General features: G+C 57.4%; 26 protein-coding genes. 20 read left to right on the plus strand and 6 right to left on the minus strand.

The annotated features are described in order from the left end of the window. From AC1D1Z_RS19650 to AC1D1Z_RS19705, 12 genes are all read left to right on the plus strand, one after another. Nucleotides 1-643, plus strand: a 643-nt coding sequence (locus AC1D1Z_RS19650) for an endo-1,4-beta-xylanase (protein ID WP_477851603.1), incomplete at its 5' end; no start/stop codon positions are given. 31 nt (nucleotides 644-674) lie between these two features. After that, on the plus strand, nucleotides 675-1,826 hold the full coding sequence (locus tag AC1D1Z_RS19655; protein ID WP_028733317.1) for a glycosyltransferase: 1,152 nt from the start codon (nucleotides 675-677) through the stop codon (nucleotides 1,824-1,826). Then, on the plus strand, nucleotides 1,826-2,332 hold the full coding sequence (locus tag AC1D1Z_RS19660; protein WP_026230735.1) for an acyltransferase: 507 nt from the start codon (nucleotides 1,826-1,828) through the stop codon (nucleotides 2,330-2,332). Before AC1D1Z_RS19655 ends, AC1D1Z_RS19660 begins: the two co-directional genes overlap by 1 nt. Further along, nucleotides 2,329-3,231, plus strand: a complete 903-nt coding sequence (pssM, locus tag AC1D1Z_RS19665; RefSeq protein WP_018243203.1) for an exopolysaccharide glucosyl ketal-pyruvate-transferase — start codon at nucleotides 2,329-2,331, stop codon at nucleotides 3,229-3,231. The genes AC1D1Z_RS19660 and pssM overlap by 4 nt, the downstream gene beginning before the upstream one ends. Nucleotides 3,232-3,382: 151 nt before the next feature. Further along, complete coding sequence (locus AC1D1Z_RS19670) at nucleotides 3,383-4,885, plus strand: lipopolysaccharide biosynthesis protein (protein WP_026188495.1); 1,503 nt, start codon at nucleotides 3,383-3,385, stop codon at nucleotides 4,883-4,885. A gap of 30 nt (nucleotides 4,886-4,915) precedes the next feature. Next, nucleotides 4,916-5,947 (plus strand): polysaccharide pyruvyl transferase family protein, encoded by a 1,032-nt coding sequence (locus tag AC1D1Z_RS19675; RefSeq protein ID WP_018243205.1) that lies wholly within the window; start codon nucleotides 4,916-4,918, stop codon nucleotides 5,945-5,947. Nucleotides 5,948-5,958: 11 nt separating this feature from the next. After that, entirely contained in the window at nucleotides 5,959-6,780 is an 822-nt protein-coding gene (locus AC1D1Z_RS19680) for a hypothetical protein (protein WP_018243206.1), read from the plus strand. 82 nt (nucleotides 6,781-6,862) lie between these two features. Next, nucleotides 6,863-7,807, plus strand: coding sequence for a glycosyltransferase family 2 protein (locus AC1D1Z_RS19685; RefSeq protein ID WP_018243207.1), 945 nt, complete (start codon nucleotides 6,863-6,865; stop codon nucleotides 7,805-7,807). A gap of 24 nt (nucleotides 7,808-7,831) precedes the next feature. Then, on the plus strand, nucleotides 7,832-8,716 hold the full coding sequence (locus AC1D1Z_RS19690; protein ID WP_477851604.1) for a glycosyltransferase family 2 protein: 885 nt from the start codon (nucleotides 7,832-7,834) through the stop codon (nucleotides 8,714-8,716). Beyond that, complete coding sequence (locus tag AC1D1Z_RS19695; RefSeq protein WP_018243209.1) at nucleotides 8,713-9,693, plus strand: glycosyltransferase family A protein; 981 nt, start codon at nucleotides 8,713-8,715, stop codon at nucleotides 9,691-9,693. The genes AC1D1Z_RS19690 and AC1D1Z_RS19695 overlap by 4 nt, the downstream gene beginning before the upstream one ends. 212 nt (nucleotides 9,694-9,905) lie before the next feature. Continuing rightward, nucleotides 9,906-10,364 carry a glycosyltransferase family protein gene (locus AC1D1Z_RS19700; protein WP_018446812.1) on the plus strand — a complete coding sequence of 153 codons (459 nt, stop codon included), beginning with the start codon at nucleotides 9,906-9,908 and terminating at the stop codon, nucleotides 10,362-10,364. Then, on the plus strand, nucleotides 10,361-10,837 hold the full coding sequence (locus tag AC1D1Z_RS19705) for a glycosyltransferase (protein ID WP_018243211.1): 477 nt from the start codon (nucleotides 10,361-10,363) through the stop codon (nucleotides 10,835-10,837). The genes AC1D1Z_RS19700 and AC1D1Z_RS19705 overlap by 4 nt, the downstream gene beginning before the upstream one ends. Before the next feature lie 43 nt (nucleotides 10,838-10,880). Here AC1D1Z_RS19705 and AC1D1Z_RS19710 read toward each other — a convergent pair whose 3' ends face one another. From AC1D1Z_RS19710 to AC1D1Z_RS19725, 4 genes are all read right to left on the minus strand, one after another. Further along, complete coding sequence (locus AC1D1Z_RS19710; RefSeq protein ID WP_130652901.1) at nucleotides 10,881-11,576, minus strand: SGNH/GDSL hydrolase family protein; 696 nt, start codon at nucleotides 11,574-11,576, stop codon at nucleotides 10,881-10,883. A 143-nt stretch (nucleotides 11,577-11,719) separates the two neighbouring features. Continuing rightward, nucleotides 11,720-13,027, minus strand: coding sequence for an HlyD family type I secretion periplasmic adaptor subunit (locus AC1D1Z_RS19715; RefSeq protein ID WP_130652902.1), 1,308 nt, complete (start codon nucleotides 13,025-13,027; stop codon nucleotides 11,720-11,722). Between the two features lie 15 nt (nucleotides 13,028-13,042). Beyond that, nucleotides 13,043-14,809 carry a type I secretion system permease/ATPase gene (locus AC1D1Z_RS19720; RefSeq protein WP_018243214.1) on the minus strand — a complete coding sequence of 589 codons (1,767 nt, stop codon included), beginning with the start codon at nucleotides 14,807-14,809 and terminating at the stop codon, nucleotides 13,043-13,045. A gap of 488 nt (nucleotides 14,810-15,297) precedes the next feature. After that, entirely contained in the window at nucleotides 15,298-16,914 is a 1,617-nt protein-coding gene (locus AC1D1Z_RS19725) for a right-handed parallel beta-helix repeat-containing protein (protein ID WP_477851605.1), read from the minus strand. 688 nt (nucleotides 16,915-17,602) lie between these two features. On the opposite strand from AC1D1Z_RS19725, the gene rapA2 reads away from it, so the two are divergent. The 6 genes from rapA2 (at nucleotide 17,603) to AC1D1Z_RS19755 (ending at nucleotide 23,694) form a co-directional block, all read left to right on the plus strand. After that, entirely contained in the window at nucleotides 17,603-18,310 is a 708-nt protein-coding gene (rapA2, locus tag AC1D1Z_RS19730) for a calcium-binding lectin RapA2 (protein ID WP_477851606.1), read from the plus strand. Between the two features lie 198 nt (nucleotides 18,311-18,508). Continuing rightward, nucleotides 18,509-18,697 (plus strand): hypothetical protein, encoded by a 189-nt coding sequence (locus tag AC1D1Z_RS19735; protein WP_018246909.1) that lies wholly within the window; start codon nucleotides 18,509-18,511, stop codon nucleotides 18,695-18,697. Between the two features lie 76 nt (nucleotides 18,698-18,773). Next, nucleotides 18,774-20,120, plus strand: a complete 1,347-nt coding sequence (locus AC1D1Z_RS19740; protein WP_477851607.1) for a helix-turn-helix transcriptional regulator — start codon at nucleotides 18,774-18,776, stop codon at nucleotides 20,118-20,120. Between the two features lie 297 nt (nucleotides 20,121-20,417). Next, complete coding sequence (locus AC1D1Z_RS19745) at nucleotides 20,418-21,914, plus strand: DUF4153 domain-containing protein (RefSeq protein WP_131647209.1); 1,497 nt, start codon at nucleotides 20,418-20,420, stop codon at nucleotides 21,912-21,914. A gap of 47 nt (nucleotides 21,915-21,961) precedes the next feature. Next, on the plus strand, nucleotides 21,962-22,666 hold the full coding sequence (locus tag AC1D1Z_RS19750) for a response regulator (protein ID WP_131647208.1): 705 nt from the start codon (nucleotides 21,962-21,964) through the stop codon (nucleotides 22,664-22,666). Further along, entirely contained in the window at nucleotides 22,666-23,694 is a 1,029-nt protein-coding gene (locus AC1D1Z_RS19755; RefSeq protein WP_131647207.1) for a sensor histidine kinase, read from the plus strand. Before AC1D1Z_RS19750 ends, AC1D1Z_RS19755 begins: the two co-directional genes overlap by 1 nt. Nucleotides 23,695-23,767: 73 nt before the next feature. Here the strand turns inward: AC1D1Z_RS19755 and AC1D1Z_RS19760 are convergent, their stop codons facing one another. Then, nucleotides 23,768-24,367, minus strand: coding sequence for a TetR/AcrR family transcriptional regulator (locus AC1D1Z_RS19760; RefSeq protein WP_131647206.1), 600 nt, complete (start codon nucleotides 24,365-24,367; stop codon nucleotides 23,768-23,770). 119 nt (nucleotides 24,368-24,486) lie between these two features. Between AC1D1Z_RS19760 and AC1D1Z_RS19765 the strand changes: the two genes are divergently transcribed. Further along, nucleotides 24,487-24,915 (plus strand): tautomerase family protein, encoded by a 429-nt coding sequence (locus tag AC1D1Z_RS19765; RefSeq protein WP_018449033.1) that lies wholly within the window; start codon nucleotides 24,487-24,489, stop codon nucleotides 24,913-24,915. Between the two features lie 92 nt (nucleotides 24,916-25,007). Then, nucleotides 25,008-25,403, plus strand: coding sequence for a VOC family protein (locus tag AC1D1Z_RS19770; RefSeq protein ID WP_018449032.1), 396 nt, complete (start codon nucleotides 25,008-25,010; stop codon nucleotides 25,401-25,403). A gap of 177 nt (nucleotides 25,404-25,580) precedes the next feature. Here the strand turns inward: AC1D1Z_RS19770 and AC1D1Z_RS19775 are convergent, their stop codons facing one another. Then, the gene (locus AC1D1Z_RS19775; protein WP_131647205.1) at nucleotides 25,581-26,345 is read right to left on the minus strand and encodes an SDR family NAD(P)-dependent oxidoreductase; all 765 of its coding nucleotides are present in this window, start codon (nucleotides 26,343-26,345) and stop codon (nucleotides 25,581-25,583) included. Nucleotides 26,346-26,362: the final 17 nt, after the last annotated feature.

The following is a 26,362-nucleotide window of genomic DNA, read 5'->3' on the forward strand; positions in this document are numbered from 1 at the left end:
GAACTCGATCGATGCTTGGGATGTGGTGAACGAGCCGTTGGAGTATGATGCAGCGGATCTGCGGGATTGTGTTTTCCGACGCCTTCTTGGCGACGATTATATCCGTATGAGTTTCGACATGGCGCACCAAGCGAATCCCGGCGCGACGCTGGTCCTCAACGAAACGCATCTGGAGAAAAAATCCGACGTGTTCGAACAGAAGCGTGCGCGCATCCTGAAAATCGTCGAGGATCTCGTCGCCAAAAAAACGCCGATCAATGCGGTAGGGCTGCAGGCGCATTTCCGCCCCGGCCTCGACCGGATCGATCCGGAAGGAATGGGACGCTTCTGCGCGGCGCTGAAGGACATGGGTGTCGGCGTTTTCATCACCGAACTGGATGCGTCCTGCCACTTCCTGAACCGCGACAAAGCCTTCACGCCGGCATCCTACGCCGATATTTTCAGTGACGTGATCACCGTGGCGGCCGAACATGGCGACTTGAAAGGCGTGACAGTATGGGGCATGTCGGAAAAATACGGCGAGCGCGATGAGAAAGCGGCCGATCCCGCTGCGGCTTGCACGAAGCGCGTTAATCTTTACGACGAAAATAATGCGCCAAGAAGTGCGATCGACGGTATCCGGCGGGCAATAGAGGCGATGTGATGCACAAGACAACGGAGACGCGAACAGATTCATGAAAAAAGCCGTTATTTATGTGGAAAAATTTTTGCCTGCCAGCCAGGCGTTTGTTCTCAACCAGGCGGTAGCGTTTCGTTCTTTCGAAGCTGAAATTCTTGCCGGCTCGCGAATTTCTTCGGCGCATACAAAAAAATCCACTGTTCCGGTTCATGACATCCGTCGCTCTCCCATTGCGCGGGCCGGTGAACTGCTACTGAAAATCCCGCAGATCGGCCTTCCCTTCCTCTTTCCTGCGATCGGCAAAGCCGATCTCGTTCACGCCCATTTTGGAAAGAACGGCTATGTCATCGGCCCGCTGGCCCGGGCCGCCGGCAAGCCGCTGATCACGACGTTTCACGGCTTTGACGCCACCTATGGCGGCGATCCGAAAAAGCCGGGCGGCTTCAATCAGGTGCGTTTCTTCGCCAAGGGCCGGAGCGAGATGGCCGGATGGAACAGCTGGAACATCGCCGTTTCCGATTTCATCCGAGACCGGTTGCTGGCACTCGGCTTTCCAGCCGAACGCGTCTATCGCCATCATATCGGCATCGATCTCGATCTCTTCAAAATGGAACCCCGTCCCCGAAAAAAAGGGCGCGTGGTTTCAATTGCCCGCTTCGTCGACTATAAGGGCCATCGTTTCATGATCGATGCGCTTTCGCGTGTGGCCGCCGCCGGCACCCCGGTCGAATTCGTCATGGTCGGCCAGGGTCCCTTGAAGGAGGAAATCGAAGCACTGGCGCGTCGTTCCTTGCCAAGCGTCACGATCCATGAAAATCTGTCGCAGACTGAGATAAGAGATCTGCTCGCCAGTGCGGAGCTTTATCTCCATGGAAGCGTGACCCTCGACAATGGTCACGCCGAAGCTTTCGGCCTCGCAAATCTCGAGGCGGAAGCCGTCGGTACTCCGGTCGTCGCATTTCGCTCGGGAGGCGTCGGCGAAGCGATCGAAGAGGGGAAAACTGGTTATCTCGTGGAGGAGCGGGATGTCGCAGGAATGGCGGACGCGGTCGGAAGACTGCTCAACGACCAGACCCTGTGGACAGCCTTTAGCGCGCGGGCACCGCTTCTGGTGGCCGAGCGCTTCGACTTACGTCGTCAGACGGGGACGCTCGAGGACTATTACAGTTCCGTGCTAGACGAATTTTCCAGCCGGGGTCGGACTTGATGGTGCAGACAGGAAAAAAGCCGAAGTGGGGACTGAACGTATTTCGGCCACTGCGGAACGGATTTGTGAAGGCCAAGTGGCTCTACTATACGAAATTCTGGGGAATGGACATCGATCCGACGGCCAGCTTTTCCTTGAGCGTGCGTTTCGACAAGACCAACCCTAGGGGATTGCATATCGGCGCGGAAACTTACGTCGCCTTTGAGGCGGCGATTCTGACCCACGATCTCACGCGCGGGCTCTATCTTCACACGAGGATCGGCAAGCGCTGCTTCATCGGCGCCCGCAGCATCATTCTGCCCGGCGTCGAGATCGGCGACGAATGCGTCATCGGCTCGGGCTCGGTGGTGACCAAGAGCGTGCCGCCGCGCTCGCTTGTCGCTGGCAACCCGGCAAAGATAATCCGCAGCGACATCAAGATCATTTCGCGTTACGGACGCATGGCTCGCGAAGAGGACACGGTCTCGCAGATCGTGACGCACTTGCCGACTGGAGAAGCACGATGAAGATGTTTGCCTACCGGGGGAAACACGAGAATTTTGGCGACGAACTGAACCATTGGCTTTGGGAGCGTTTGCTGCCCGGCTTCTTCGACGAGGACGAAAGCCAGCTCTTTCTCGGCATCGGCTCGATCCTCTACGACAATTTCGACCCGAACATGCAGAAGATCGTCTTCGGCTCGGGCTATGGCGGATACACCAACCCGCCGAAGGTCGACGGCAACTGGACGTTCTATTTCGTGCGCGGAAAGAAGACCGCGGAAATCCTCGGCATCGATCCGAGCTACGCCATCGGCGATTCAGGCATCCTCACGCGCAGCTGCTGGGATGCCAAAAGCATCGAGAAGCGTTATCCCGTCTCCTTCATGCCGCATTATGAAAGCGCGATGTACGGCAGCTGGGATAAAGTCTGCGATCTCGCCGGCATCCACTATATCGATCCCCGCTGGTCGGTGGAAAAGGTTCTGACCGAGATCAGCGCATCACATAAGGTCGTCTCCGAGGCGATGCATGGCTGCATCATATCCGATGCGCTGCGTGTTCCTTGGCGGGCGATCCGGCCGATCGCGCCGGGCAATCGCGCCAAGTGGTATGATTGGGCGAGTGCGCTCGATCTGGAGATCGATTTCGATCCGATCGGCCCATCGAACCTTGTTGAAGCCGGAGCGTCGCTGGTACGGAAAAATACCTACCTTTTGAAGAACATAACGTTCCGCCACCGCCGCATCCGACAGCTCACTGGCAACTATGTCTTCGGGTCGACGGTCAAGACGTTGCAGCGGGTAGCAGAGAAGCCGGGCCAGCTCAGCACAGATGAGTCTATCGTGAAAGCGCACGACAGAATGCTGCTTGAGCTAAACCGACTGAAGCAAGATTTTTCCAAGAAAACGGCAAGCGTTCTGTGAGGTCGCAAACMGGGTTCGTGACGAGGCAACAAGGCATGATGCTTTCTAACTCCATCAACCCCTTCTGCACCAGCAAAAGGGAAAAGCATTTTGGTTGGGCGTGCAGTCCAATTAAATGGTCAATGTCCTCGACGTGCGGAGCCGTTCATCTATGAGCAGTGTTACCGACCGACTGATTCAGGGCAGCATGTGGCTGAGTCTGTCCCGCGCCATCGTCAACGGACTTTCGGCACTCAGCACCTTTGTGCTCGCCTGGTATCTCGTGCCGGCTGATTTTGGTCTCGTCGCCATTGCAACGACGATCCAGGTCATCTTGAGTTCGGTGACCGAACTCTCGCTCAATCAGGCGCTTATCCGCCACGAGTCTCCCAGCGAAACGCACTTCAGCGCGGTGTGGACGTTGAGCGTGACGCGAAGCGCTGTTTTGGCGCTGTTGTTTGCCGCCGCGTCCTATCCGATCGCCGAATTTTATAACGAGCCGCGGCTGACGAGCGTGATGCTTGCCTTGAGTTTCAGCCTGCTCTTGAGTGGTCTCGCCAATCCACGCCGCGTCATGCTGCAGCGTGATCTGATCTTCTGGCAGGAGTTCGTACTCAACGTCTCGCAAAAGCTGGTCGGCTTCGTCGTGACGGTGGCAATTGCTGCCATCTACCAGAGTTATTGGGCGCTCGTTATCGGCACCCTCGCCTATCAGGTCACGAATATCATCGTTTCCTACACCGTCCTGCCGTTCTGGCCGCGCATCACCTTTCGTCATGCACGCGAATTGTTTTCGTTCTCGGTGTGGCTGACGGCCGGACAGATCGTCAACACGCTGAACTGGCGCATCGAATACCTGCTGATCGGCAAGATGCTGGGCGCCACGCAGCTTGGCCATTATACCGTCGGCAACACTCTTTCGACGCTGCCGACGCGCGAGGCGACGGCGCCATTGAACCAGACGATTTACCCGGGCTTTTCGAAGGTCCGCAACGATCCCGTCCGGCTGATCGCAGCCTATCAGCGCGCCCAGGCGCTTTTGGCGGCGGTGGCGCTTCCGGCCGGTATCGGCATGGCTGTTGTGGCTGATCCGATGATGCGGCTTGCCTTGGGAGAAAAGTGGGTTCCCGCCATCTTCATCGTGCAGGCGCTCGCATCGGTCTTTGCCCTGCAGACCCTCGGTTCGCTCGTCCAACCGCTCGGCATGGCAAAGGGCCATACCAAGATGCTGTTCATCCGCGACACGCAGATGCTGGTGGTCCGCGTGCCCATCATCATCGCTGGTCTCATGATGGCCGGGCTTCCGGGCGTCGTTTATGCCCGCGTGTTGACGGGTCTGATTTCCACCGTAGTCAACATGCTTCTCGTCAAGCGCTTGATCAATCTGCCATTCTTCCAGCAGCTCGCGGCAAACTTCCGCGCGCTTGCCAGTGTCGCCGTGATGGCTGCCGGCGTCTGGGGATTGTCGCATGTCCTGAACACCCCCACCGACAAATTGGCGTTGGCTCTTCACCTGGCCATCCTCGTCGTCACCGGCGGTATCCTCTATGTCGGTTCCAGCTGTGTCCTTTGGCTCGCGATGAAGAAGCCAAACGGCCCGGAAACCGAAGTTCAGCGTATCGTTGTCAAGTTCCTGTCAAAAGCCAAACGTATTGCCGTACCCAAGTCGGCCTGAAGTTAAACGAACATCAACAAGAGAGGCAGAATGACCAGCCAATCCAGATCGGAGCTGATCTCAAAACTCAACGGCATGATCCATGATTGCCTGAAGGACTATGTCTCGCGCGACGAGCCGCTTGCGATTCTCGACTTTCCCGACATCCGCAATTGCGGCGACTCGGCAATCTGGCTGGGTGAGATGGCCTATCTCAAAGATCGCTTCGGCAAGCGCCCGGACTATGTTTCCAGACTGTACGACTTCTCCGCCGACGAACTGAAACGGCGGGTACCGACCGGCCCGATCTTCATTCACGGCGGCGGCAATTTCGGCGATATCTGGGTTGCCCACCAGGATTTCCGCGAATCGATCATGGAGCGTTTCCCGGATCGGCAGATCATCCAGTTCCCGCAGTCGATCCACTACAGCTCGCCTGAGCGCATCGAGCAATCCAAACGGGCAATCGGGCGCCACAAGAATTTCGTGTTGCTCGTGCGCGACGAAGAATCGAAGGAGTTTTCCGAAAAACACTTCGACTGCACCGTACGACTATGCCCCGACATGGCTTTTGCCATCGGTCCGCTTCCGGAAAGGGCGACACAGATTCCCGTCCTCGCCATGTTGCGGGAGGATGCGGAACGGGTTGGCGGTACCGATCGCACAATTCCTTCCGATATTCCTGTGGAAGACTGGATTACCGAGTCGAAACGGAAGGTCGATATCGCCAAGAAGTTGGGGGTAGCTTCGGCCTATCTCGCATTGAAGCCGAGCGAAGTTGCCTTGCGCAGACTGGACGCTGCGGCACACAACCGTTTCGAGCGCGGCATCAGTCAGATTTCGCGTGCCCGCGCAATCGTGACCGATCGCCTGCACGTCCATATCTGCTCGCTGCTGCTCGGCCGCCCGCATGCCGTGCTGGACAATAGCTATGGAAAGATCCGCCGCTTCATGAATGCTTTCTCCGGCGGAACCGACCTTTCATACAAGGCAACCTCGCTCGAGGACGGAATAGAGTGGGCGCGTCGTCAGGCGGCAAAGGGGCGTGTCGATGCAAAAGAAGCTGTGAGCTTGCGGGCTTAAGGGGGCATTCGATGACACTTGTCACCTTCATTATCCCGGTCCGACATCAGGACAATGCCCGCGATTGGAGCAGGCTGAAGGCAAACCTGACCCAGACCGTGGCCTCCATTTCCAACCAGACCAATGGAGACTGGCGCGGCATCATCGTGGCAAACGAAGGTGCGGATCTGCCTGACCTGCCGGAAAAATTCTCCGCCGTGCGTGTCACCTTTCCGCCGAACGACCTGCATGAGCTCGGAAAGGGCAGCAAGGAAGACTTCCTTGATGCCTTCCGGGCAGATAAAGGCCGTCGCGTTCTGAGCGGCATGCTGAACGCCACCGACAGTCGCTTCTTCATGATTGTCGATGACGACGATTTCGTCAGCTCTCGGATCGTTCAACACGTATCCGACAATCGGGACGCCAACGGATGGACGATCGATCATGGTTATATCTGGGACGATGGCGGCAACTTCCTGTTTGGCCACGACGACTTCAGCCATCTCTGCGGTACCTCGTTGATCATTCGTGCCGATCTCTATGAACTGCCGGAACGTTTCGAGGAGGCTTCGCTCGACTGGATCAAGTCGATGCTGGGCAGCCATGTCCGCATAGCAAGCATCCTTGCCCAGCGAGGCGCGCCGCTAACGAAACTGCCGTTTCGCGGGGCGGTCTATCGGGTCGCCCATGGCGGATCGCATAGTCAGGCACCGAGCCTGCTGCGGCAGTATTTCCTCAACCGCGGTGTGCTCACCAAACCGCGGCGGTGGTTACGCAATCTTCGCAAGCTGAGGGTACTCGGCGAGGGTCACAGGCGCGAGTTTTTCGGCAAGACACGGTCAAACCCCGCGTAGGCGCCGAACTGCTCGAACATCGCACAGGCAGTCAAAACATGAAGCTCTTCTCTTACGACTTCACCAAGAGGGTTGGTAACTGATGTCGGATCTCTTCGTCAGCGTGCTCTTTTCATCTTACAATGGCGCCAGCCGCCGGCTGCGCCATACTTTGGATTCCTTGGTGCGCCAGGAGCTTCCCCATGATCGATGGGAATTGGTTGCTGTCGACAATAATAGCAATGACGATACGTTTGAGCTTTTGAAATCGTACAGCGAGAAGCTTCCCATCACCATCCTGCAGCAGCGCAAGCCGGGAAAGTCTGGCGCGCTGAATTTGGCTTTGGATCAAATAAAGGGAGATCTCATTGTCTTTACGGACGACGACATACGCGCCGAACCGAACTGGCTGAAAGCGATCGTCGACTGCGCTATCGCCCATCCGGGCTATGGCGTGTTCGGCGGCAGAATCGTCCCCGATTGGGAAAAGGAGCCGAAGGGCCGCTTTATCGATTGGATTCCAATGGGCTCGACTTTCGCGATCGTTGATGAAACGCAAAGCGGACCTTGTGACCCGACGAAAGTCTGGGGTCCCAACACGATCATTCGGCGAGAGTTGCTCGGAACGAGCGTGCGCTACCGGGAAGATATCGGCCCTCTCCCAGGGAAGATATTTGCCATGGGTGAAGATGCGGAAATCATCATTCGACTGGCGGCCAATGGCGCCAAGTCCTATCGATGCGCAGAGGCCGTGGTTCATCACTGGATACCGGCATCAAGTGTCACTGAGGATTGGGTACAGAAACGCGGCGAACGGCTTGGCTATGGCATGCCGGCGCTCTTCCCTGACGAGGTACCTGGAGGGGTGAGACTCAGCGGAGTTCCACTACCGATCTGGATCGAAAGCGCGCAATGGGCATTTCGGGCAGCCATGCTTTATCTCTTGCCGCAATCGAAGAAGCGTTTCTGGGCTATCTGGAAATATTACTACATGCGTGGATATCGTGCTGGAATTCGCCGATATGCGCCCCAGACGCTCGCGCGGTGATCGATTGGCCCAGGAGGCAGTGAATTGAAACTCTCGGTGCTCATCAACAATTTCAATTATGGTCGCTTTTTGCGCCCATGCATCGACAGTGTTTTGTCGCAGGCCTACCCCGACTTCGAAGTGGTGGTGGTCGACGACGGATCGACGGACGATTCCCGCCAGATCCTTGCCTCCTACGGTGAACAGATCCTGACGGTATTGAAGGAAAACGGTGGCCAGGCCTCGAGCTTCAACGCGGGTTTTGCGGCCGCAAGCGGTGATGTCCTCTTTCTCCTCGATGCCGATGATGCATTCTTGCCGGGCAAGCTCGCTCGTATAGCCGAAATCTACGACCGCAGCGAGATCGACTGGTGCTTCGACCGGGTGACGACTGAGGAAAGCGACCAGCCTCCAACAGAGCTGCAGGTGACGCTGTTCGACAAGCGGGATACGCTGCGCAAGGGCGGCTTTCCCTCGCTTCCTGTGCCGACCTCCGGCTTGAGCTTCCGCCGCGATCTGCTGTCTCAGATCCTGCCAATGTCTGTCGCGAAAGACGTCGTCCTCAGCGACAATTACATCAAGTTTGCAGCCGCCTATCTGGGTCGCGGCGCCATCGTCGAAACACCGCTGACGTTTCAGCGCATTCATGAGTCGAACCGCTACACGGGCACAAGCAGGGCAAAGACACTGCGCCCGCGGATCATGATCGCGACTGGGCTCGAACTGGCACGCCGCTATGACGGGCTGCAGGCACTCGGCAAGAGCCTCGTGGCCGGCGGAATTGCCGAAACGACATCGCTTCTGAAGCTCCGGGGCGAAGCTCGGAACACGGTGGCCGGCGGTCCGTTCGGCGATGCTGCCGSGACCGAAGTGGCCTTGATGGCGGCGCGCAAGCGTTTGGGAAATATGCTGCGGAGAGGACAGTTATGAATCAGCAAAAGACTTTTCCGCATTCATCCGTCGGCACAGAAGTAGGCGCCGCGCCGCTGAGGATCGCCGTCGGCGTGCTGACCTATCGCCGCCTCGACGGGATCGCCAAGCTTCTTGACGTCATGACGCGCCAGGTCAGGCAGCCGGCTCGCCCCTATCATCTCACTATGGTGATCGTCGATAATGATGCGGCCGGCAGCGCAAGGGCCACGGTAGAGAGCTTTGGCCAAACAGGTGCCTACGACCTGATCTACGTCATCGAACAAAATCAGGGCATACCCTTTGCACGCAATCGCGCATTGGATTCAGCGCCTCCCGGCACTGACCTCTTCTGCTTTCTCGACGATGACGAATGGCCGGTCGATGGCTGGCTGGACGCGATGCTGGAGACACGGGAGAAAAACCGCGCCGATTGCGTCTACGGCCCCGTCCAACCGGTCTATCCCGAAAACCCGCCGGAATATTTCATCAAGGCAAGGGTGTTCGAGCGCAAGAAGAACAAGGACGGTCAACGCATTTCTTATGCGGCCTCTAACAACGTCATGTTCGACTATCCCCTGATCCGCTCATGGAATCTGCGTTTTGAAGAGAAGATGCGCTTCACCGGGGGCACGGATTACCTTTTCTTCAACCAAGCCATCCGCCGTGGCATGCAGGTCTTCTGGGCTGACAAGGCGCTCGTCCATGATATCGTTCCGGCCAGCCGGATGACCTGGAAATGGGTATTGCAAAGACAATACCGGCTCGGCAATACCTTCGCAGTCAGCGAGGTCCTGCATGGCAACCTCAAGCGCCGGATCTATCGCGCGGCCTATGGTGCCACGAGAGTCATCCTTGGGCTGGTCATGCTGCCGGCGATCTTGATTTCACCCTATTGGGGCATGCGAGCCCTCACCCATGTTCTGCGCGGCGCGGGCATGGTTAATGGGATTCTCGGCCATGCATACCAGGAATACAAGCCCAATGCCGCGCTCTGATATTTGTTTACGCGAGCGCCCTTGGAAGAGTTTTGACCCTTATTATGTTCCAGTTGAAAATATCATGAGTGATTGGCTGTCCATGAACTTCAAGGCTTCAATCGACCAGGCCAAAAATGGTACACTTCTATTGAACTATCGTGAGACAATCGCTGTTCGTACAGAACGGTTTTTCGCCCCTATCATCGGTCAAATATAGGAGATGCCTGTCTATGACTGAGAAAAAATTGAAGGTTCTCGCTGCCTCGTCAGGAGGCGGCCACTGGGAGCAACTGATGGCCATGCGCGGCGCATTCGAGGGCTGCGATATCGTCTTTGCAACGACCATCCCGGGACTGCTTGCAAAATACGACATTCGGGACGGACTAGTGCTTCCCGATTGCAGCCGCGACTCGATACCCATGTCGATCCGGTGCTTTTTCAGCGCCTTTTCCATCGTCATCAAACAGAGGCCCGATGTCGTCATCTCGACCGGTGCCGCGCCCGGGCTTTTTTGCCTGCTTGCCGGCAAATTGATGGGCAAGCGGACGATCTGGATTGATAGCGTCGCCAATGTCGAGAAGCTGTCGCTATCGGGTAAATTGGCCGGCCATATTGCGACGCTCTGGCTCACGCAGTGGCAGCATCTTTCACGGCCGGATGGCCCCCACTACGCAGGAGCTGTCCTTTGATCCTTGTCACCGTCGGAACGCAGCTGCCGTTTGATCGCCTCGTCAAATCTGTCGACACCTTCGCAAAGGAACTGTCCAAACCGGTTCTGGCGCAGATCGGCAAGGGCACCTACACGCCACAGAACATGAAATGGATCAAGAATATCGAGCCCGCGGACTTCGATAGAGTCTTTTTCGATGCAAGTGTCATCGTCTCTCACGCGGGAATTGGCACTGTGCTTACGGCGAAACGTTTTGGAAAGCCGATCATTCTCGTTCCCCGGCAGGCATCCCTCGGCGAGCATAGAAACGATCATCAGCTTGCCACGGTAGGCCAGCTCGCGGGCCGACCGGGTATCTACGTTGCACATACCGATGACGATCTCAGGAGCTATCTGCTCGAAGACCTGGATAGCCCGTCTCACGAAGATTCGTCGGAGGCCGGTCGGGCTTCACTGGTCACCTACCTGAAAAACTATATTGCAGCAGTCTGAACCCTGAGAGCCGTCAGGGACTGTGACGGGCATGAGAGAATTTTCATTCTCCGCAATTGTTGCCGGCGATACGTTTGGCGAGTTCGGGCGCGATGATTTTGGAGGCCACGTCGGGCAAAGGATGCACACCATCAGGAATTGCCCTGGCCAGATCATCCGGCGTAAGACGCTCCCAGTTGGGCCGGTGGTCGACAAACTCCAGACCACGTATTTCGGCCTCTGTCTGATGGGCAGAGACATAGCTGTCGGCAAAGGGGCGGATTAGCCCCCGCAGCCCCGAAAACGGATTCATGGCCATGACGATGATCCGCGCTTGCGGCAGGCGCTGCCGCAGCTGGTCGAGGATCTCGCCGATATTCTTTCGGCTTTGCGCAAGCGACACGAACCGATGCAATGTCGCATCGTTAGCATAGAGTTCAATCAGGATGATATCCGGCTGCGCGGCAACGACGCGATCAACTTGGGTAAGGGCCCATAGTGACGTCTCGCCGCTCTTTGCAACGCTCTCGACTTTCACGGGCCTTTGCAGGCAGACTGAAAGCCCTGTCTCGAGAGCGGGCTGCCATCCCCCGCGGGCCGTCAAGGATGTTCCGAAAGCCACTATTTTCAGCGGCTGAGGACTATCGGCATGGCCGTTTTTGACCGCGGAAAACATCACCAGACACGCCAGAAACAGAACCAGTCCATAAGCCGGTCGCCTCGCAGTCGGCGCCGCTCGCCAAAGCAGCAAACACATCATCGGGAGACCTTGCCGCAGACTTGAGACAATTTCGTGAAATGGCCGCTCATGCCCGTTCGAGCAACGCGAAACTATCCAACCTCACTCTGGCGGATGGCTGCTTTGAGACGTCCGGGCTTTCAACCACGCGAAACAGCCGCCAATCACTCCTGACGAAATACGTGCTGCATCTGATCGGTCAGCGGCTTCGTCAGATAGGATATGACGGTCCGGTCGCCGATCTTGATAAAGACCTCGGCCGGCATGCCGGGATAGAGCTTTATCGTCTTCATCCTGGCAATGCTTTCAGCTTTCGGCTTGACGCGCAGGGGATAGTAGCTGATGCCCGTGCGCTCATCCTTGACGATATCAGGGGCGATTGAGGTAATCTCACCGCTCACATCAGGCGTCGTGCGTTGATCGAAAGCACTGAAGCGCACATCGACGGACTGACCGACGTGAACCTGGTCAATATCGCGGGTGGCGACTTTCGCCTCGACCGTAAGTTCGTTATTTTCGGGAACGACGAGCATCAACGTCTGACCGGGATCGATGACACCATTGACGGTGTGAACCGAAAGTTCGTGAACTCGCCCAGTCAGCGGCGCGGTAATGTCGAGACGGTGCAGCTGATCGAGTGCGGTTCCGCGGCGCTCTTCATATTCGGCGATCTGTGCCTCGACGTCGGTCAGGTCCTTTGCGATCTCCGAACGACGATCCTCATCCAGCTGGATCGACTGGCGATCGATCTCGATTGCCTTACCCTCGGCCTCGGCCTTTGATGCGATTTCCTGGCCGCTGTTGCCCTGGAGATCGGCGCGTGCGCGCTTGAGCGTATTCAAACGCTGAAGCGTGACGAGACCCTTCTTGTAGAGCGTATCAATGCCCTCAAGCTCCTGTTCGATCAAGCCCAAGGCATCGCTGGTGGCGTTGATCTGAACGACCAACCCCTTTACCTGCTCGGCCAGCTGGTCCTTGCGCGATGCCAACTGGCTCTTCATTCCGATAAGCGCCGTCCTGCGACTGTCGAACAATTTCTGCTCACCATCGAGAAGCTTCGCCGCGGAGCTGCTGGATGTCAGATCAGTGATGTTTTCCTCGACCTCGAACGAATCGGCGCCAATCCGTTCCGCCTTCAGACGGGCGCGGCGCGCATAAAGCTGAGCGAGCGTGCTTTCGACAATCGAGAGGTTCGCTCTTGTCGTCGTCCCATCGAGCCGTATCAGCACCTGCCCTGCCGTCACATGGTCGTTTTCGGCGACCAGCAGTTCCGACACGATACCACCTGTCAGGTGCTGGACCTTCTTGACATCGCCGTCAACAACGATCACGCCCTCGCCGATGACTGCGCTCGAAAGCTCTGTCGTCGCCGCCCAACCGCCGATGCCGCAAACGAGGGCTATCGACAACGCACCGACAACGGCAACATGCCGATTGAGGGAGCGTTTCGATTCACTGATAACTTTATTCACAATCTTCCCTCTGGCCTATTCGGCCGCATTGATGCCGTCGACCACGACTTTAAGCTGAGCCACGCGCTCGGCAATCGGCGTGCGCGCCGCTTCCGGCCGGCTGACCCTTGCCAGAACTTCCTCTTTCGGACCGAACGCGATCATCCGGCCATCTTGCATCATCAGCACGAAGTCACAGACCGCCAGAACGCCGGACCGATGTGCGATGACAACGACAATGCCGCCGCGCGCCCGCACGCTCATGATCGCAGCACTCAGCGCCCGCTCGCCTTCTTCATCAAGATTGGAGTTCGGTTCATCGAGCACGACGAGGAATGGTTCGCCGTAAAGCGCTCTTGCAAGCGCGATCCGCTGTCTCTGGCCGGCCGAAAGCGCCGCACCGCCTTCGCCGATTTCGGTTTCGTAACCGTTCGGCAGACGAAGGATAAGATCGTGAACACGCGCCGCCCTCGCTGCGGCAACCACTGCCTCGGGCGACATCTCCTTCGCGAAACGGCAGATATTCTGCGCGACGGTCCCCGAAAAAAGCTCCACATCCTGCGGGAGATAACCGATATGCCGGCCAAGTGCGTCACCGTCCCACTGGTCGAGTGCCGCACCATCAAGGCGAATGGATCCTCTGACGGTCGGCCAGATGCCCATCATCGCCCGCGCCAGCGACGACTTACCCGAGGCACTGTAACCAATGACCCCAAGCGCGCTCCCTGCCCTTAAGCCGAAGCTGACATCGGAGATGACCAGGCGCTGGCCAGCCGGTGGTCCGCTCGCCAGGCCCTCAACAGTGACTTGCTTGGTAGGAGCCGCGAGCGCAAGCGGGGCTGGAATCTCAGGAATGGTTTTCAGCAGGCTCGAAAGCCGCGCCCAGCTCTGCTGAGCAGAAACGAAGCCACGCCAATTTCCGATCGCTGCTTCGACAGGCGCCAGGGCGCGCGAGGTCAATATCGAGCCCGCGATGATAATTCCCGAAGAGGCCTGCCCTTGAATGACCAGGATTGCGCCGGTCGCAAGCGTCCCCGATTGCAGAGCAATACGGAAAATCTTCGACAAGGTCGCATATCCGTTGCCGACATCCGATGCCTGCCGAGTGATCGTCCGGTATTCACTGTTCTTGCGGTCCCAGATTTCGGCCATCGTGCCTGCCATGCCCATGGCGTGAATGACCTCGGAGTTGCGGATCGAGGTCTGCGCGAAGGCATTCCGCATATTTGCGGAGTCAGACTGCTTTTTTGATAGCGTCCGCGTTCCCTGATTGGTCATGAACGTCAGGATGGCGAGAACCAGCGATCCACCGATCGCGATATATCCGATCGCCGGATGAAAGAGGAAACAGATCACGATATAGAACGGCAACCACGGCAGATCGAACATCGCTGTCGGGCCCATACCGGACAGGAAGGTTCTGATCTGGTCGAAGTCGCGCAACGGCTGAAGCCCGTCGCCGCCGATTTTGACCTTCAGCGGAGCCTTGATAAGCGCCCGGAACACACGTCCGTTCACCATCTCGTCAAGTGAACCGGCAACACGCACGAGCATCCTGCTTCGCAGAACCTCGAACGCTCCTTGAAAGGCGTAAAGCATCAACGCAAGTATTGCCAGGGCAGCCAGCGAGGGTATGCTTTTGCTGGGGATGACCCGGTCATACACCTCAAGCATAAAAAATGAACTTGTAAGATAGAGGATATTGATAAGCGCACTTGCTATTCCAATGAAAACAAGCCCCCCCTTGCATTTCCTCAAGGCTTTGGATGGCTCGCTCGCATCCGCTGTTGAACTCTGAAACACGAAGTAATCCCTCTCTTACCGCATAACCCACAGGCATACATGCCAGCGCACTGCAGCTACGGGTCCATCAAGCCCGATCAATAACACAGCCGCATCTGGATTGTCGGCRCCGGTGCCGATCTTCCGCTTGCAAGCTCACACCTATTATATGAATCCCACCGAAAAATGGCCAAGAAATTCCAATTTATAGCGCGCGCGATTTCAGGGGTTCTAACTTGACGCTACGCTAAATATACCGGCCCAAGCAAGTGAAAATCGCAAACCGCCCAATAACGGGCCAAAGGGATAGCCGTGCCGCGTGCTTAAACACGATGTTTACTCGGGCATTAACTATATATTCAGTCCATATTTTACTCTGAAGATGAACGGCTGAAATATTAGGTCAGCGACCATTCCCCGACTCGACTGCCGGCGAGCACTCATCATCGAGCTTTAATGTCGAGATAAAACGGCTGGCAAGGCGGCCCCGCCGACCCGTCCCGTCTGACTCAGACCAGCAGATKTGAGCCATGAAATGCATCCACGTTGATGGAGACGCTCAACGAGTCCGTATCGATGTGTGAAGCACCGTCGGAGATCTTGTACTGGAAGGATTCGCTGACGTTACCGCTAATGCCGGCGAGTTTGGCCGCATCGACCGTATAGGCGTAGTCACCATCGCTGTCGACATGGATGACGCCGTATTTCCCGGTCAGCGTCAGCCCATGCTTGTCCACCGCACTGTCACCGAAGCGGCGGAGCAGCACAGTCCCGTTGGAGGCACTGTCGTTTTCGAGGATATTGCCGTGATAGGCGCTGCCGGTGTCACTCGCGATCTTCAGGTTGTCATGGACGGCGACGATCTTGGGAACGACGGCTGCGGCTACCGTCGCGGTATGCGTTTCTGTTGCGGGAGCCTGGGTAATTGTTTGCGGCAGCGCTGGTACTTCCACATGCTGCTCGACGACTGGTACGGTAGGCGTCTGCTCATTGTTCGATGACGTATTGCTGCTCGTGCTGCCAGCGGCGCTGTCAAGCTCGGCCTGCGCTTGTTCGAACGTTTTGTTCTCGCCGATGGAGAACGTGTTCTGAGCAGCAATTGCGGGCGGCATCGTCAGCGTCGATACCAGGCTGTCGATGATATTGTCATGAAAAGAACCCGATGCGGACCTGTCTACCTTCAGCGCTGACGAGGACAGGCCGTCAAAGACATTGTCATGGATATCGATGTTCTCACGAACATAGTTTGGATAGCCCGCTGCGCTAACCAGGACGCCATAAACGCCACCATGCACATAATTTCCGCTGATGTCATAGTTCTTCGCATCTCCCTGATCGCCAAGGCCAATACCGTAGGACCAGCTATAGCCGCCGTATCCCGAGATGTCGTTGTCGTGGATGGCGATATTCGTGCCCGCCTGGGCACTCAACCCAAAGCCACCGCCGATGAGCGTGTTGCCATCGACCACGGCGTTTACAGCCCTGACCAACACGAGGACACCCTTGGCGCTATTGGTCTCCGTCTGCTCCAGATGATTGTCCTTGACCAGAATATTGCTGCTATCATTGAGCTGGATAGCGTCTGCCGCTGCACCCTGGCTGTTGGTGACGGTATTGTTGACGAGGGTGACACCGTTGACCTTGTCCATCCAAATGCCATCGGCATGCACCCCGGTCAGCTTGCTGTTCTCAATCGTGATGTTCTGGCTGCTTTGGAAGCTGATCGAGCCGGGCTTTCCAGCAAGGCCTGTATTTGTCACCTCGACGTTGCGAACCGTCCAGTTCGACACATTCCCTGCATATATCGCGTTGGCGCCGGTATCGGCGATCTTGATGTTCTCAATGACGATGTTCGAAGCCTTGGAACCGTGGATGCCGTCATTGCTGCTGTGAATGACCGGCGCATCGCCAACACCGTAACTGCCAATCGTGATTGGAGCGGCAACGCTGCCGGAGTATTTCAAATCGAACTGTTCGTTGAACACGCTTCCGGCAGCCAGGAGCACGCTATCGCCCGGGTTGAGCTTGAGCGCCTCGACAGCGGAAAGCGTCGCGAAAGCCGCCTGCTCGCTCACTCCACTGTTCTGATTGGATCCCGTTGCCGAATTTACATAGTAGACGGTCACACCATGATCTCCCAAAGATACTGGAAAACCTTCTACCCGCGGACCTCTCTCTGCCTCCTAAAATGGAACACTAAAATGCGTTCTATCTCGAGATAATTCTTACGTCCGCTGCAAAATATCTTCATTTCGCAAATATTTCGCATTGCAAAAAAAGTTGCACTGCACAATTATGAACAAGTTACCTGATATCGGCATCGGCAATAAGATTACCTCCTAGAACACGCATCTTAATTTGTAAAAAATGCGCCTCCAAAGAGACATTACTTGATAAACATATGTTACAAGAGAACGACATCAGTTACTTCGTCGAAAAGCATGAGATAGAGCGATCAACGAAACAAAACCGCGATATCACGCCATAGCCCGTAGTGATTATATCAACATCTCATCTGCACATCAGAACCTCAACGTATTCTTATAAATTGCTGCTGAATAAACATTCTTTCCCTCTGAAGAAATTTGAATTCGTATCTGTCATTTGACACTTTCACTTATTATTAACGCAACAAACGCCAGGCACTTCATTGTCTTATGCGAGTTGCATGTGTGTCATTATTGTACAATACACCAGAAAATGTTCACTTRCTGTTAACTACGCCCTTGACTCTCTGTATTAAGATATCCTTAATCGGGCAGCTCGCTAAAGGTCAGAATTGACCTATCAAAGAACTATTCAAGGAGAGAACTGATGGCTGTTCACGCAACCGACGATAGTGCAACATTCCTGGAAACAGACGCCATTTCAGGAAATCTGCTTTCCAACGATTCATCCGATAACGGACACCTTTTCCTGCGCGCCTTCGACGGCGCGAGCGTTGGCGCCAAGRSCGGCAACAGCCAGRTCACCGARATCCAGGGCGACTACGGCACYTTCTTCGTCAAGCCCGATGGCAGCTACACCTATGTSCTRAGCGAYGCTGCCAAGRTCRRCTTCRCCAAYGGTGAATYGYWCCAGGAGAAGGTTTCSTACAARATCTCCGACGGCAGCGGTCATACCGATGTCGGCCTGTTCACCCTGAACATCCAGGGCGTAACCCAGGTAAAGCCGATCGCGGTCGACGACCACTACAGCTTCAACGAAGGCGACGCCATCGGCGGCAACGTTCTGGACAACGACATTGCCGGCGACAACGGCAAGCTCTTCCTTCGTCAGTTCGACGGCACGAACGTCAGCGCCAAGAGCGGCCTCGACGCTRTTACCGACATCGTCGGCGACCATGGTGTCTTCCACGTCAAGCCGAATGGCGAATTCACCTACACGCTGACGGATGACCTGGCTGCCGGCCAGAACGTCACGGAAACCGTCCAGTACTACAAGATCTCCGATGGCGAAGGCCACACGGATGCTGGCGTTCTGACGCTCAACATCACGGGCACCGACGCTCACCTTGCTTGATCAGCAGCAGTAAATCAGTCAGACACAACGCCCGCCGCGCAATCGGCGGGCGTCTTCATATGTCCGCTTGTTTTGACGCGCGGTGCCGGCGGGGTTCAATCATGTGCGGTTGAAGGTCTGAAAAGCGGGCATAATACTTTTTAGCTAGTTCTTATAAATGCCGGGGTGGCGTAGTCTTCATGTTCGGAGGACACGCCGTTGACCGAACACATCGAACCCAGGCAAATCGAAACAGACGATCTGACGAAAGTCTGGTCCGTGACGGAGTTCTGCGCGCGTCACCGCATAGATACCGAGGAACAAGCGCTGCTGCTCAAGCTTTTCGGACCGTTCGCGACCGCCTCCGAATTGCTTCACAATGCCAAGCGCGCGCCAAGGTTCAGATAAAAGGTCCTTCACCTCGTTGCCTGGACGGATGTGCCGATGAGGCCCCCTCTCTCGCTCTTCAACGATCTTGCCATAAATGCCCGGCAGGTCCTTCAGTGAACGGGACTGCGCAAGATATCACCCGATCGGGCGACGCTCGCTGTTCTTGCCTCTCCTTAGACATTTATGCAGTAATCGAAATGGTGCGATCGTTGCAATTGGCGGAACCATCATCGTGAAAACGAGCGGCGCTAGTATGGATCATGTCGATATCATTGATGCTGTCTATCAGGCTGCGGTCCGTTCAGAATTATGGCCGGATACCCTCTGCTCGATCGTTGACTACGTCGGCGCCATCGCCGGAAATATTGTCTACCAGGCGCCCGATGGTCGCGGCAGCTTTTTGATCCCCGGCCGCATGCGTGAAGATTTGAATGCGCTCTATCTTCAGCATTATACGGGAAACCCCTATGCCCGCGCATTCGAGAAGGTAAAGCCGGGTGAGATTGCAGTCGGCAATACGTTGATCGATGCAGAGGCCGTCCGGCATTCGGCGTTTTATGCCGATATCTGCGCGCCTCAGCACATCTTCAATCAGCTCTTCCTGCCGCATGCCAGCCTGCACGAGCGTGGAGGTATCGGCGGTGTCGCTCTTTTCCTGTCTCGTCAGCAAGACGAACACGCCGTCGAAGCGGCGGCACGGCTGAAGCTGCTGAGTCCGCATATGGCGCGGGCAATCGATCTTTCCTTTCAGGTAAACCAGATCGCCCGTGCACCCGAATTGCCGCAACGGCTGATCGATGCAATGGCTGACGCGGCCCTGCTGATCGATAGTCGCGGTGCAGTCCTTCTGTTGAATGCGGCGGCCGAAGCACTGCTCAAGCAGGCCGACGGCATTTTCCTCAGCCGATCCGAGAGGCCCTCGCTTGCTGCCCATATTCCAGAGACATCCACCCGGCTAGTGAACGCCATTCGCCAGGCGTTGCTGATAGCCGATGGCGAGGACACGCCGTTCGGAGGAGCTTTGTCGATCTCTCGGCCATCGGGTTTGCCACCTTATTTGGTGATGATCACGCCGCTTGCAGCGACAGCGGTTTCCATCTGGGATGCGGTTGACAGCGGAGCGCGCGTCCTCATTCAAATCGTCGATCCAGAAGCAAAGACGCGCCGGCAAGCGCAACAACTGCAACACATCTTTGGCCTGACCGAAGCCGAAACCCGGGTCGCTGCACTGATCGGCAGCGGAATGAATTTGCCCGAGATTGCCGAGGTTCTTGGAATTTCGTCCAACACGGCAAAAACACACACTAGCCGATGCTTTGGCAAAACGGGAACTCGATCCCAGGCGGCTCTCGCCAGGTTGATTGCGTCGATCCCGATCGCGGGAAACAGGACGGCGGCGCCGTCCCGTGCGAAGGGGAAGAGCCTTCCGCGGCAATCGTAAATTCCCAAGCCATCTTCACATTCAATATGCTTTGAAGAGGCCGCTGCGTGACCTTCATAGGTCAGGGCGATTTTCCTGAATTGCTGCTCACTCTCTGCACAGAATCTGCAATCCGGCGCGGCATCCTTCGGCCATGAGCAAGAATGACATCCCGCCCCGCTTCACTCCGCCCGCTTTGCCGGATCGCCTCCGCAATGACGGATGGTGGCTGACGGAGACAGACGGGCCTCAGGCTGCCGAGAAGGTTTCCGTGATCATGCTCATCGTGATCGAAAAGCGCCATTTAGAGGAGCAACTATGGACGCAACCGAGACATTGACGCCACCAATCCCTCTCAGGCGCGGCAGCGGCCGAATTGCCGCGCTGCTTGGGCTCGTGGCTCTGGCGGATTTTCTGATCTTCGGCCAGCAGCCCGGGATAAATCTTTTCCTGTTTGCGCTCGCCGTCTGCGCCGGCATTCTACTTTCGGCCGGGAAGATCCGGGCGCCGTCAATGGCTGCTTTCCTGTTTGGTTTTTCGGTTCTGGCGTCGGCGCCTCTGCTGGAAGCGCCCTCATTAGCCGGCATCAGCCTTTGCTTCAGYGCGCTGATAGCGGTTGCTCTCGTCGGCGCCAGGCTTATGCCTCGCAGTCTCACCGGTCTGCCGCTAGTGTTTCTCCGTTTTGCTCTTGTCATCCCCTTGCGGCTTGCCGACGATATTAGGAAATATCTTAAGACGCCGGCCAAACGTTTCTCCTTCACCGTCCTTCGGCAGGGCGTCGGCCTCTGGATCATGCCGCTCGTTCTCGCCGCAGTCTTCGTGTTCCTCTTTGCGGCTGCGAACCCGCTGATCGAGATCGCGCTACGCAGTATTGATTTTGCCGTTCTGCTGCAGTTTCTCGATCTTTGGCGGATCGGTTTCTGGATGATGATCGCCATCGTGGTCTGGGCGCTGTTGCGGCCACGCCTGAAGCGTCGCGCTGCGAGGTCGCAAGCCGGCAGGCCCTTCATGATCGTGCCGACCAGAGATGCGCCGCTCGGCCATGCCTCGCTGTTGCGGTCGCTGATCCTGTTCAACGCGCTCTTTGCCGTGCAGACGCTTCTCGATCTCGTCTATCTCTGGGGCGGCGCAGATCTGCCCGATCACATGAGCCATGCTGAATATGCTCATCGCGGCGCCTATCCGCTGATTGCGACGGCACTTCTGGCCGCCGGTTTCGTCCTCGTTGCCATGCGGCGCGGTGGCCCCGGTGATCATAGTTCGCTCATCCGCGGCCTCGTTCACGCCTGGATCGGCCAGAACATCCTTCTCTGCCTGTCGTCCATGCTGCGGCTCGGGCTTTACGTCGAGGTCTATTCGTTGACGGAATTGCGTGTCGCTGCCGGTCTCTGGATGGGACTCGTCGCTATCGGCCTTGTCTTGATCCTGCTGCGCATTCTGCTCAGCCGATCCAACGAGTGGCTGATCGCCGCCAACCTCGCCTCCCTGATTGCGGTGCTCTATATCAGCGCCTTCATCGATTTCCCGGCTGTGATCGCCCGTTTCAATGTCGTCCATAGCCAGGAGATCAGCCAGGAAGGCCCACCGCTCGACCTCGATTATCTCTCCTCGCTCGGTCCTTCCGTCATTCCGGCGCTCGATCTCTATCTCCAGATGTTGCCGGGCTACCTGGTCGACAAGCGGAATCAAGCGCTGGCATTTCGGTACTACCTCGTCAGGGATTTCGAACGGCGCCCGCGTGACTGGCGGAACTGGACCTTCCGGGCGGCGCGGCTGGAGACCCATCTTCTATCTCCTGCTGCCATTGCAAGATAGAAAGAGAACGATGACAACAGGTACGAAAAACAACGCAGGACTGGTGGATGGCGCCCCGAATTCTCGTCGTCGATGACGAACCTCACATCCGCGACGTGATTTGTTTCGCGCTTGAGCGCGCCGGCCTGGCATCGATGGCCGCCCGCAACGGCACCGAGGCGATGGCGGCCTTCCGCCGAGGCAACATCGATCTCATCATTCTCGATATCGGCATGCCAGATATGGATGGCCTGGAGGTCTGCCGCCAGATCCGCAAGACGTCGGGATTGCCGATCCTGTTTCTTTCGGCGCGTGACGAGGAGATCGACAGGGTACTGGGTCTCGAAATTGGCGGAGACGATTATGTCACCAAACCTTTCAGCCCGCGCGAACTCATGGCTAGGGTCAAGGCTATTTTGAAGCGCAGCAGCAATGGGGCAGAACCTGAGAGACGCCACGCCACACTTGTTGCTGGCGCGCTCAGCCTGGATCGTCGCGGCAGGACAGTCACCTTCTGCGATGGTGAGATCGCAATGACGGCGCTCGAATTCGCAATTCTGGATGCTTTGCTGTCACGCCCCGATATGGTTTTCAGTCGCGAACAATTGATGGAAGCGGCCTATGGCGCCGGTACCTATGTCGCTGACCGGACGATCGACAGCCATATCCGCAACATCCGGGCCAAGTTCCTGGCGGCCGGCGGCCAGGGGGTCATTGCAACGGTTCACGGCATCGGCTTCAAACTCGGCAGTGAAATCGGGAGGAAGGCCTGATGCTGGCGCCCAAGGTCAAGACAAAATGGCGGCCGACGCTGGCGCTGATCGTCTATGTCGTGCTTCTTGCGGTCATGGCGCTGCCGATCCTCATCGTCATCTGGTTTCGCACCGTGGAGATGAGTTCGAACCGGATGGCACCTGCGGAAATCGGCGCCCTCGCCGTCGTCTTCATGCTGACGCTCGGCGTTGCCTATGTGCTGACGCGCACCATCACCGGCCCTATCGACGCCTTGATTGCCCGCGCGGACGAGATCGCCCGTGGCGGCAAGGCGGCGATCCGACCGCTTGAAAGCTACGGAACATGCGAGATCGCTTTGCTGTCGCAAAGCTTCCTCGATCTCGCCGGAAAACTGGTCGATCGCACCGAATATATCAGCTCCTTTGCCGCCCATGTCTCCCACGAACTGAAATCGCCGCTGACGGCCATCCGCGGTGCCGCCGAACTTTTACGCGACGATGATGCGGAAAGGCCGATGACGAAGGCGCAGCGTTTGCACTTTCTCGATAACATCGTCGCCGACGCAGTCCGGCTCGATGCGTTGCTGCAGCGGCTGAGGGAACTTGCGCAGGCGGAAACCCTTGTCGCCGAGGGCAGAAGCAGCGTCACCGACATCATATCCTCACTGCGCGGGCGATTTCCCGCCCTGGATATTTCCGGCTCAGGCGATACGGAAATATCGGTTGCTCTTCCTCAGGAAGCAGCCGCCATCGTCTTTGCCAACCTTGCCGAAAACGCTCTTCAGCACGGCGCCACGCTGTTGGAACTCAGAGTATCGGCCGACGCCCGAACAGCCGTCATTCTTGTTCGTGACGACGGCAGCGGTATTTCCGAGGCAAATCGCCAACGCATCTTTCAGCCGTTCTTCTCCACCCGCCGCGAACAGGGCGGCACCGGCATGGGCCTCGGTATCGTCCGCGCCATGCTGAGCTCGCATGGCGGGACGATCCGCCTGCTGCAGACGACCGGCGCCGGCACCGAGTTCGAAATCACCATCCCGGGACCGAACTGGCGCTCCAGAGACTGATAGGGGCATTGCGCGGAAGGGCGATCCCGGCACTGCCCCGTCCTGAGCAAGGCAATGTCATCAAGCGAGTGGATCAGTTTCCAGGTTCTATCGCCGTCAATGCCGCCTGCGCGATGACATCTGCAATGCGTTTGGACAGCGCCGGGTCGGAAGCAGCGCGGGCGAGGGTTACACCGCCACTGAGCATGGCGAGTAGCAAGATCGCCTGATCTTCCCGGCGTGTTTCGGATTGACCTGGTATCTCACCCTCCGGCAAGCCGACCGCAACTTCCTCGATGAGAAGTTTGAGTTCTGCCGTATAGGCGCTTCGTGTTTCATCGTCTGCGCGCATGACGTCGGGGGAGAGGCTCGGCAGAGCGCAGCTCTCGCCCAGATCGCAAGTTCTTTTAAAGCCGAGATAGTAGCCGACGAATGTCGTCAACCAGTCTTTCGGTTGCCTGGCCTTCAGCGCCGCAATTCCTTGCCGCAGCTCTTCCAGACCCGTCAGCACGGCGGTGCGAAAGGCTTCACCCTTGGACTTGAAGTGTCCGTAGAAGGCACCGTTGGTCACCCCTGCGGCCTTGGTCAATGCATCGATGCCAGCACCGCCATAGCCTTCCTTTCTGAAAACCTGTCCAGCCGCCGCGATGACGCGCGTTCGGGTCTCCTGCTTATGTTCGGCACTATATCGCATCTATGTCCCTTTTGGAGTGATCACTCTTTATGGCTTGCTAAGAGAGTGATCGATGTGTATTCATAAAGAGTGATCGGTATATATCATAAGCGGTCACGGTTCAAACAGGGAGATATACGATGCCTATCACACTCACCGTGCCCGAAGGCCTACTTTCGCAGCAGGCTCAGGCGCAAGCCTTTGCCGGATTGACGGACGCGGTGCTCGATGCCGCCGGCTTGACCGGCAATGACTTCATGACAGCCAATATTATCGGCACGATCAATGTGCTGCCGCAGGAGCATGTGCTTGCGGCGGGAGAGCCGATCGCTGCAGCCTTCGTCGAGCTCAAGCTGCCCGAGATCGCGCTGGTGAGCGCTGAAGCAAAACAGGCTTTCTTCGAAAAAGCGGCCGATGTCATCGAACAGGCCGCCGAAGGCCGGCTGAAGCGCGAACATATATGGTCGAACATCGTCTACGCGCCTGAAGGGGCCTGGGGTATCGCCGGCCGCAGCTACAACAATGCCGATCTCGTCTGTGCCATCCAGGGTGCGGTTGCCGCCTCGTAACGATCGCGGCGTACGCTCGGAAATCTCAGACTTGCAATGCCGGGCCGGCGACACCAAGGCGTCGCGGTCCGGCGCCTTGACGGAGCCAAGCCATGCAGCTTGCTAACTATCTGTTCTTTTCCACAGGTTGCGAAGAGGCGCTCGCCTTCTATGCCGAATGCGGGCTTGGCCGGATCACGCAATTGAAGCGCCACGGCATGGACGGGATGCCCGTTGCCAGCAAAGCCATGCGGGACAAGGTGATGCACGCTCGTTTCGAAGGACCTGATGTTCTGTTCTTCGCCTCGGACAATCATGATGCGGAGCCGATGCGAGGCTCCGCCCACATGCTGATCATGGACGACCGCGACAGTACCGACAGCCTATTCGCACGGCTGGCCGAGGGCGGAGAGATCACGACACCACTCGCCGTCCAGCCATGGGGAAGCTATTATGGCAAGTTCACGGATCGCTTCGGTGTCCAGTGGATGCTCGATTGCCTGGCGTGAGCATGTGCTCTATGCGCGAGTGTGAGCCGATAACACCCCGATACCCGCTAAGTGTCGGCGTCTGTGTCGTAATCATTCAGAATATCGCGCGCAGAGGACAATCGGCAGGATCGCAGGGGAGACACTCGCCCCCGATCAAGCGGCTGCGAACGCCCTACCCTACCCGGTGCCCGCGTCTTACCGCGTCGTATAGCCGCCGTCGATAACCAGCACTTCGCCGGTGACATAACTTGCCGCCGCGGAGCAGAGGAACAATGCGGCACCCGCCACCTCCTCCGGCTGCCCGACGCGTCCCATCGGCGTCATGCTGCGCCAGGTCGGGAACCAGTCGGGATTGTCGATGCCGCCGCGCGACAGGTCGGTCTCGATATAGCCGGGGGCGATGGCGTTGACGCGGATATTCTCTGCGGCAACCTCGCTGGCGAGGCTCTTCGTCATCATGTGGACGGCCGCCTTGGAGGCGTTATAGGCGACCTGGTTCTGCGGAATGTTGGAAACGATGCCCGAAATCGAGCCGATATTGAGGATGGCGCCGCCGCCCTGACGCCGCATGGGTGCGAGTGCCGCCCGGCAGGCACGGAAGACAGTGTCGACATTGACGGTCATGATCTCGCGCCAGATGGCATCGGAGAACTCGCCGCTGTCGCCATGAATGGCGATGCCGGCATTGTTGACAAGGATGTCGAGCCGTCCTGTTCGTGAAAGGGTCTCAGCGACGAGTTCGTCGGCAGCGCTTTCCTTCATCAGGTCGGCAACAATGAAATCGCAATCGACGCCCGCCTTGGAGAGCCGGTCTTCTGCCGCTGCATTGCGGCTTCGGCCCGTGATGATGACTTTGGCGCCCGCCTCGCCGAGCGCCTCGGCGATGGCAAGCCCGATGCCGCGCGTACCGCCGGTCACCAGCGCCACCTGTCCGTTCAGGCGAAATCTGTCGAAGATCATGTCCGTTTCCTCTCGGC

Source organism: Rhizobium sp. P1_E1 (genome assembly GCF_056406015.1).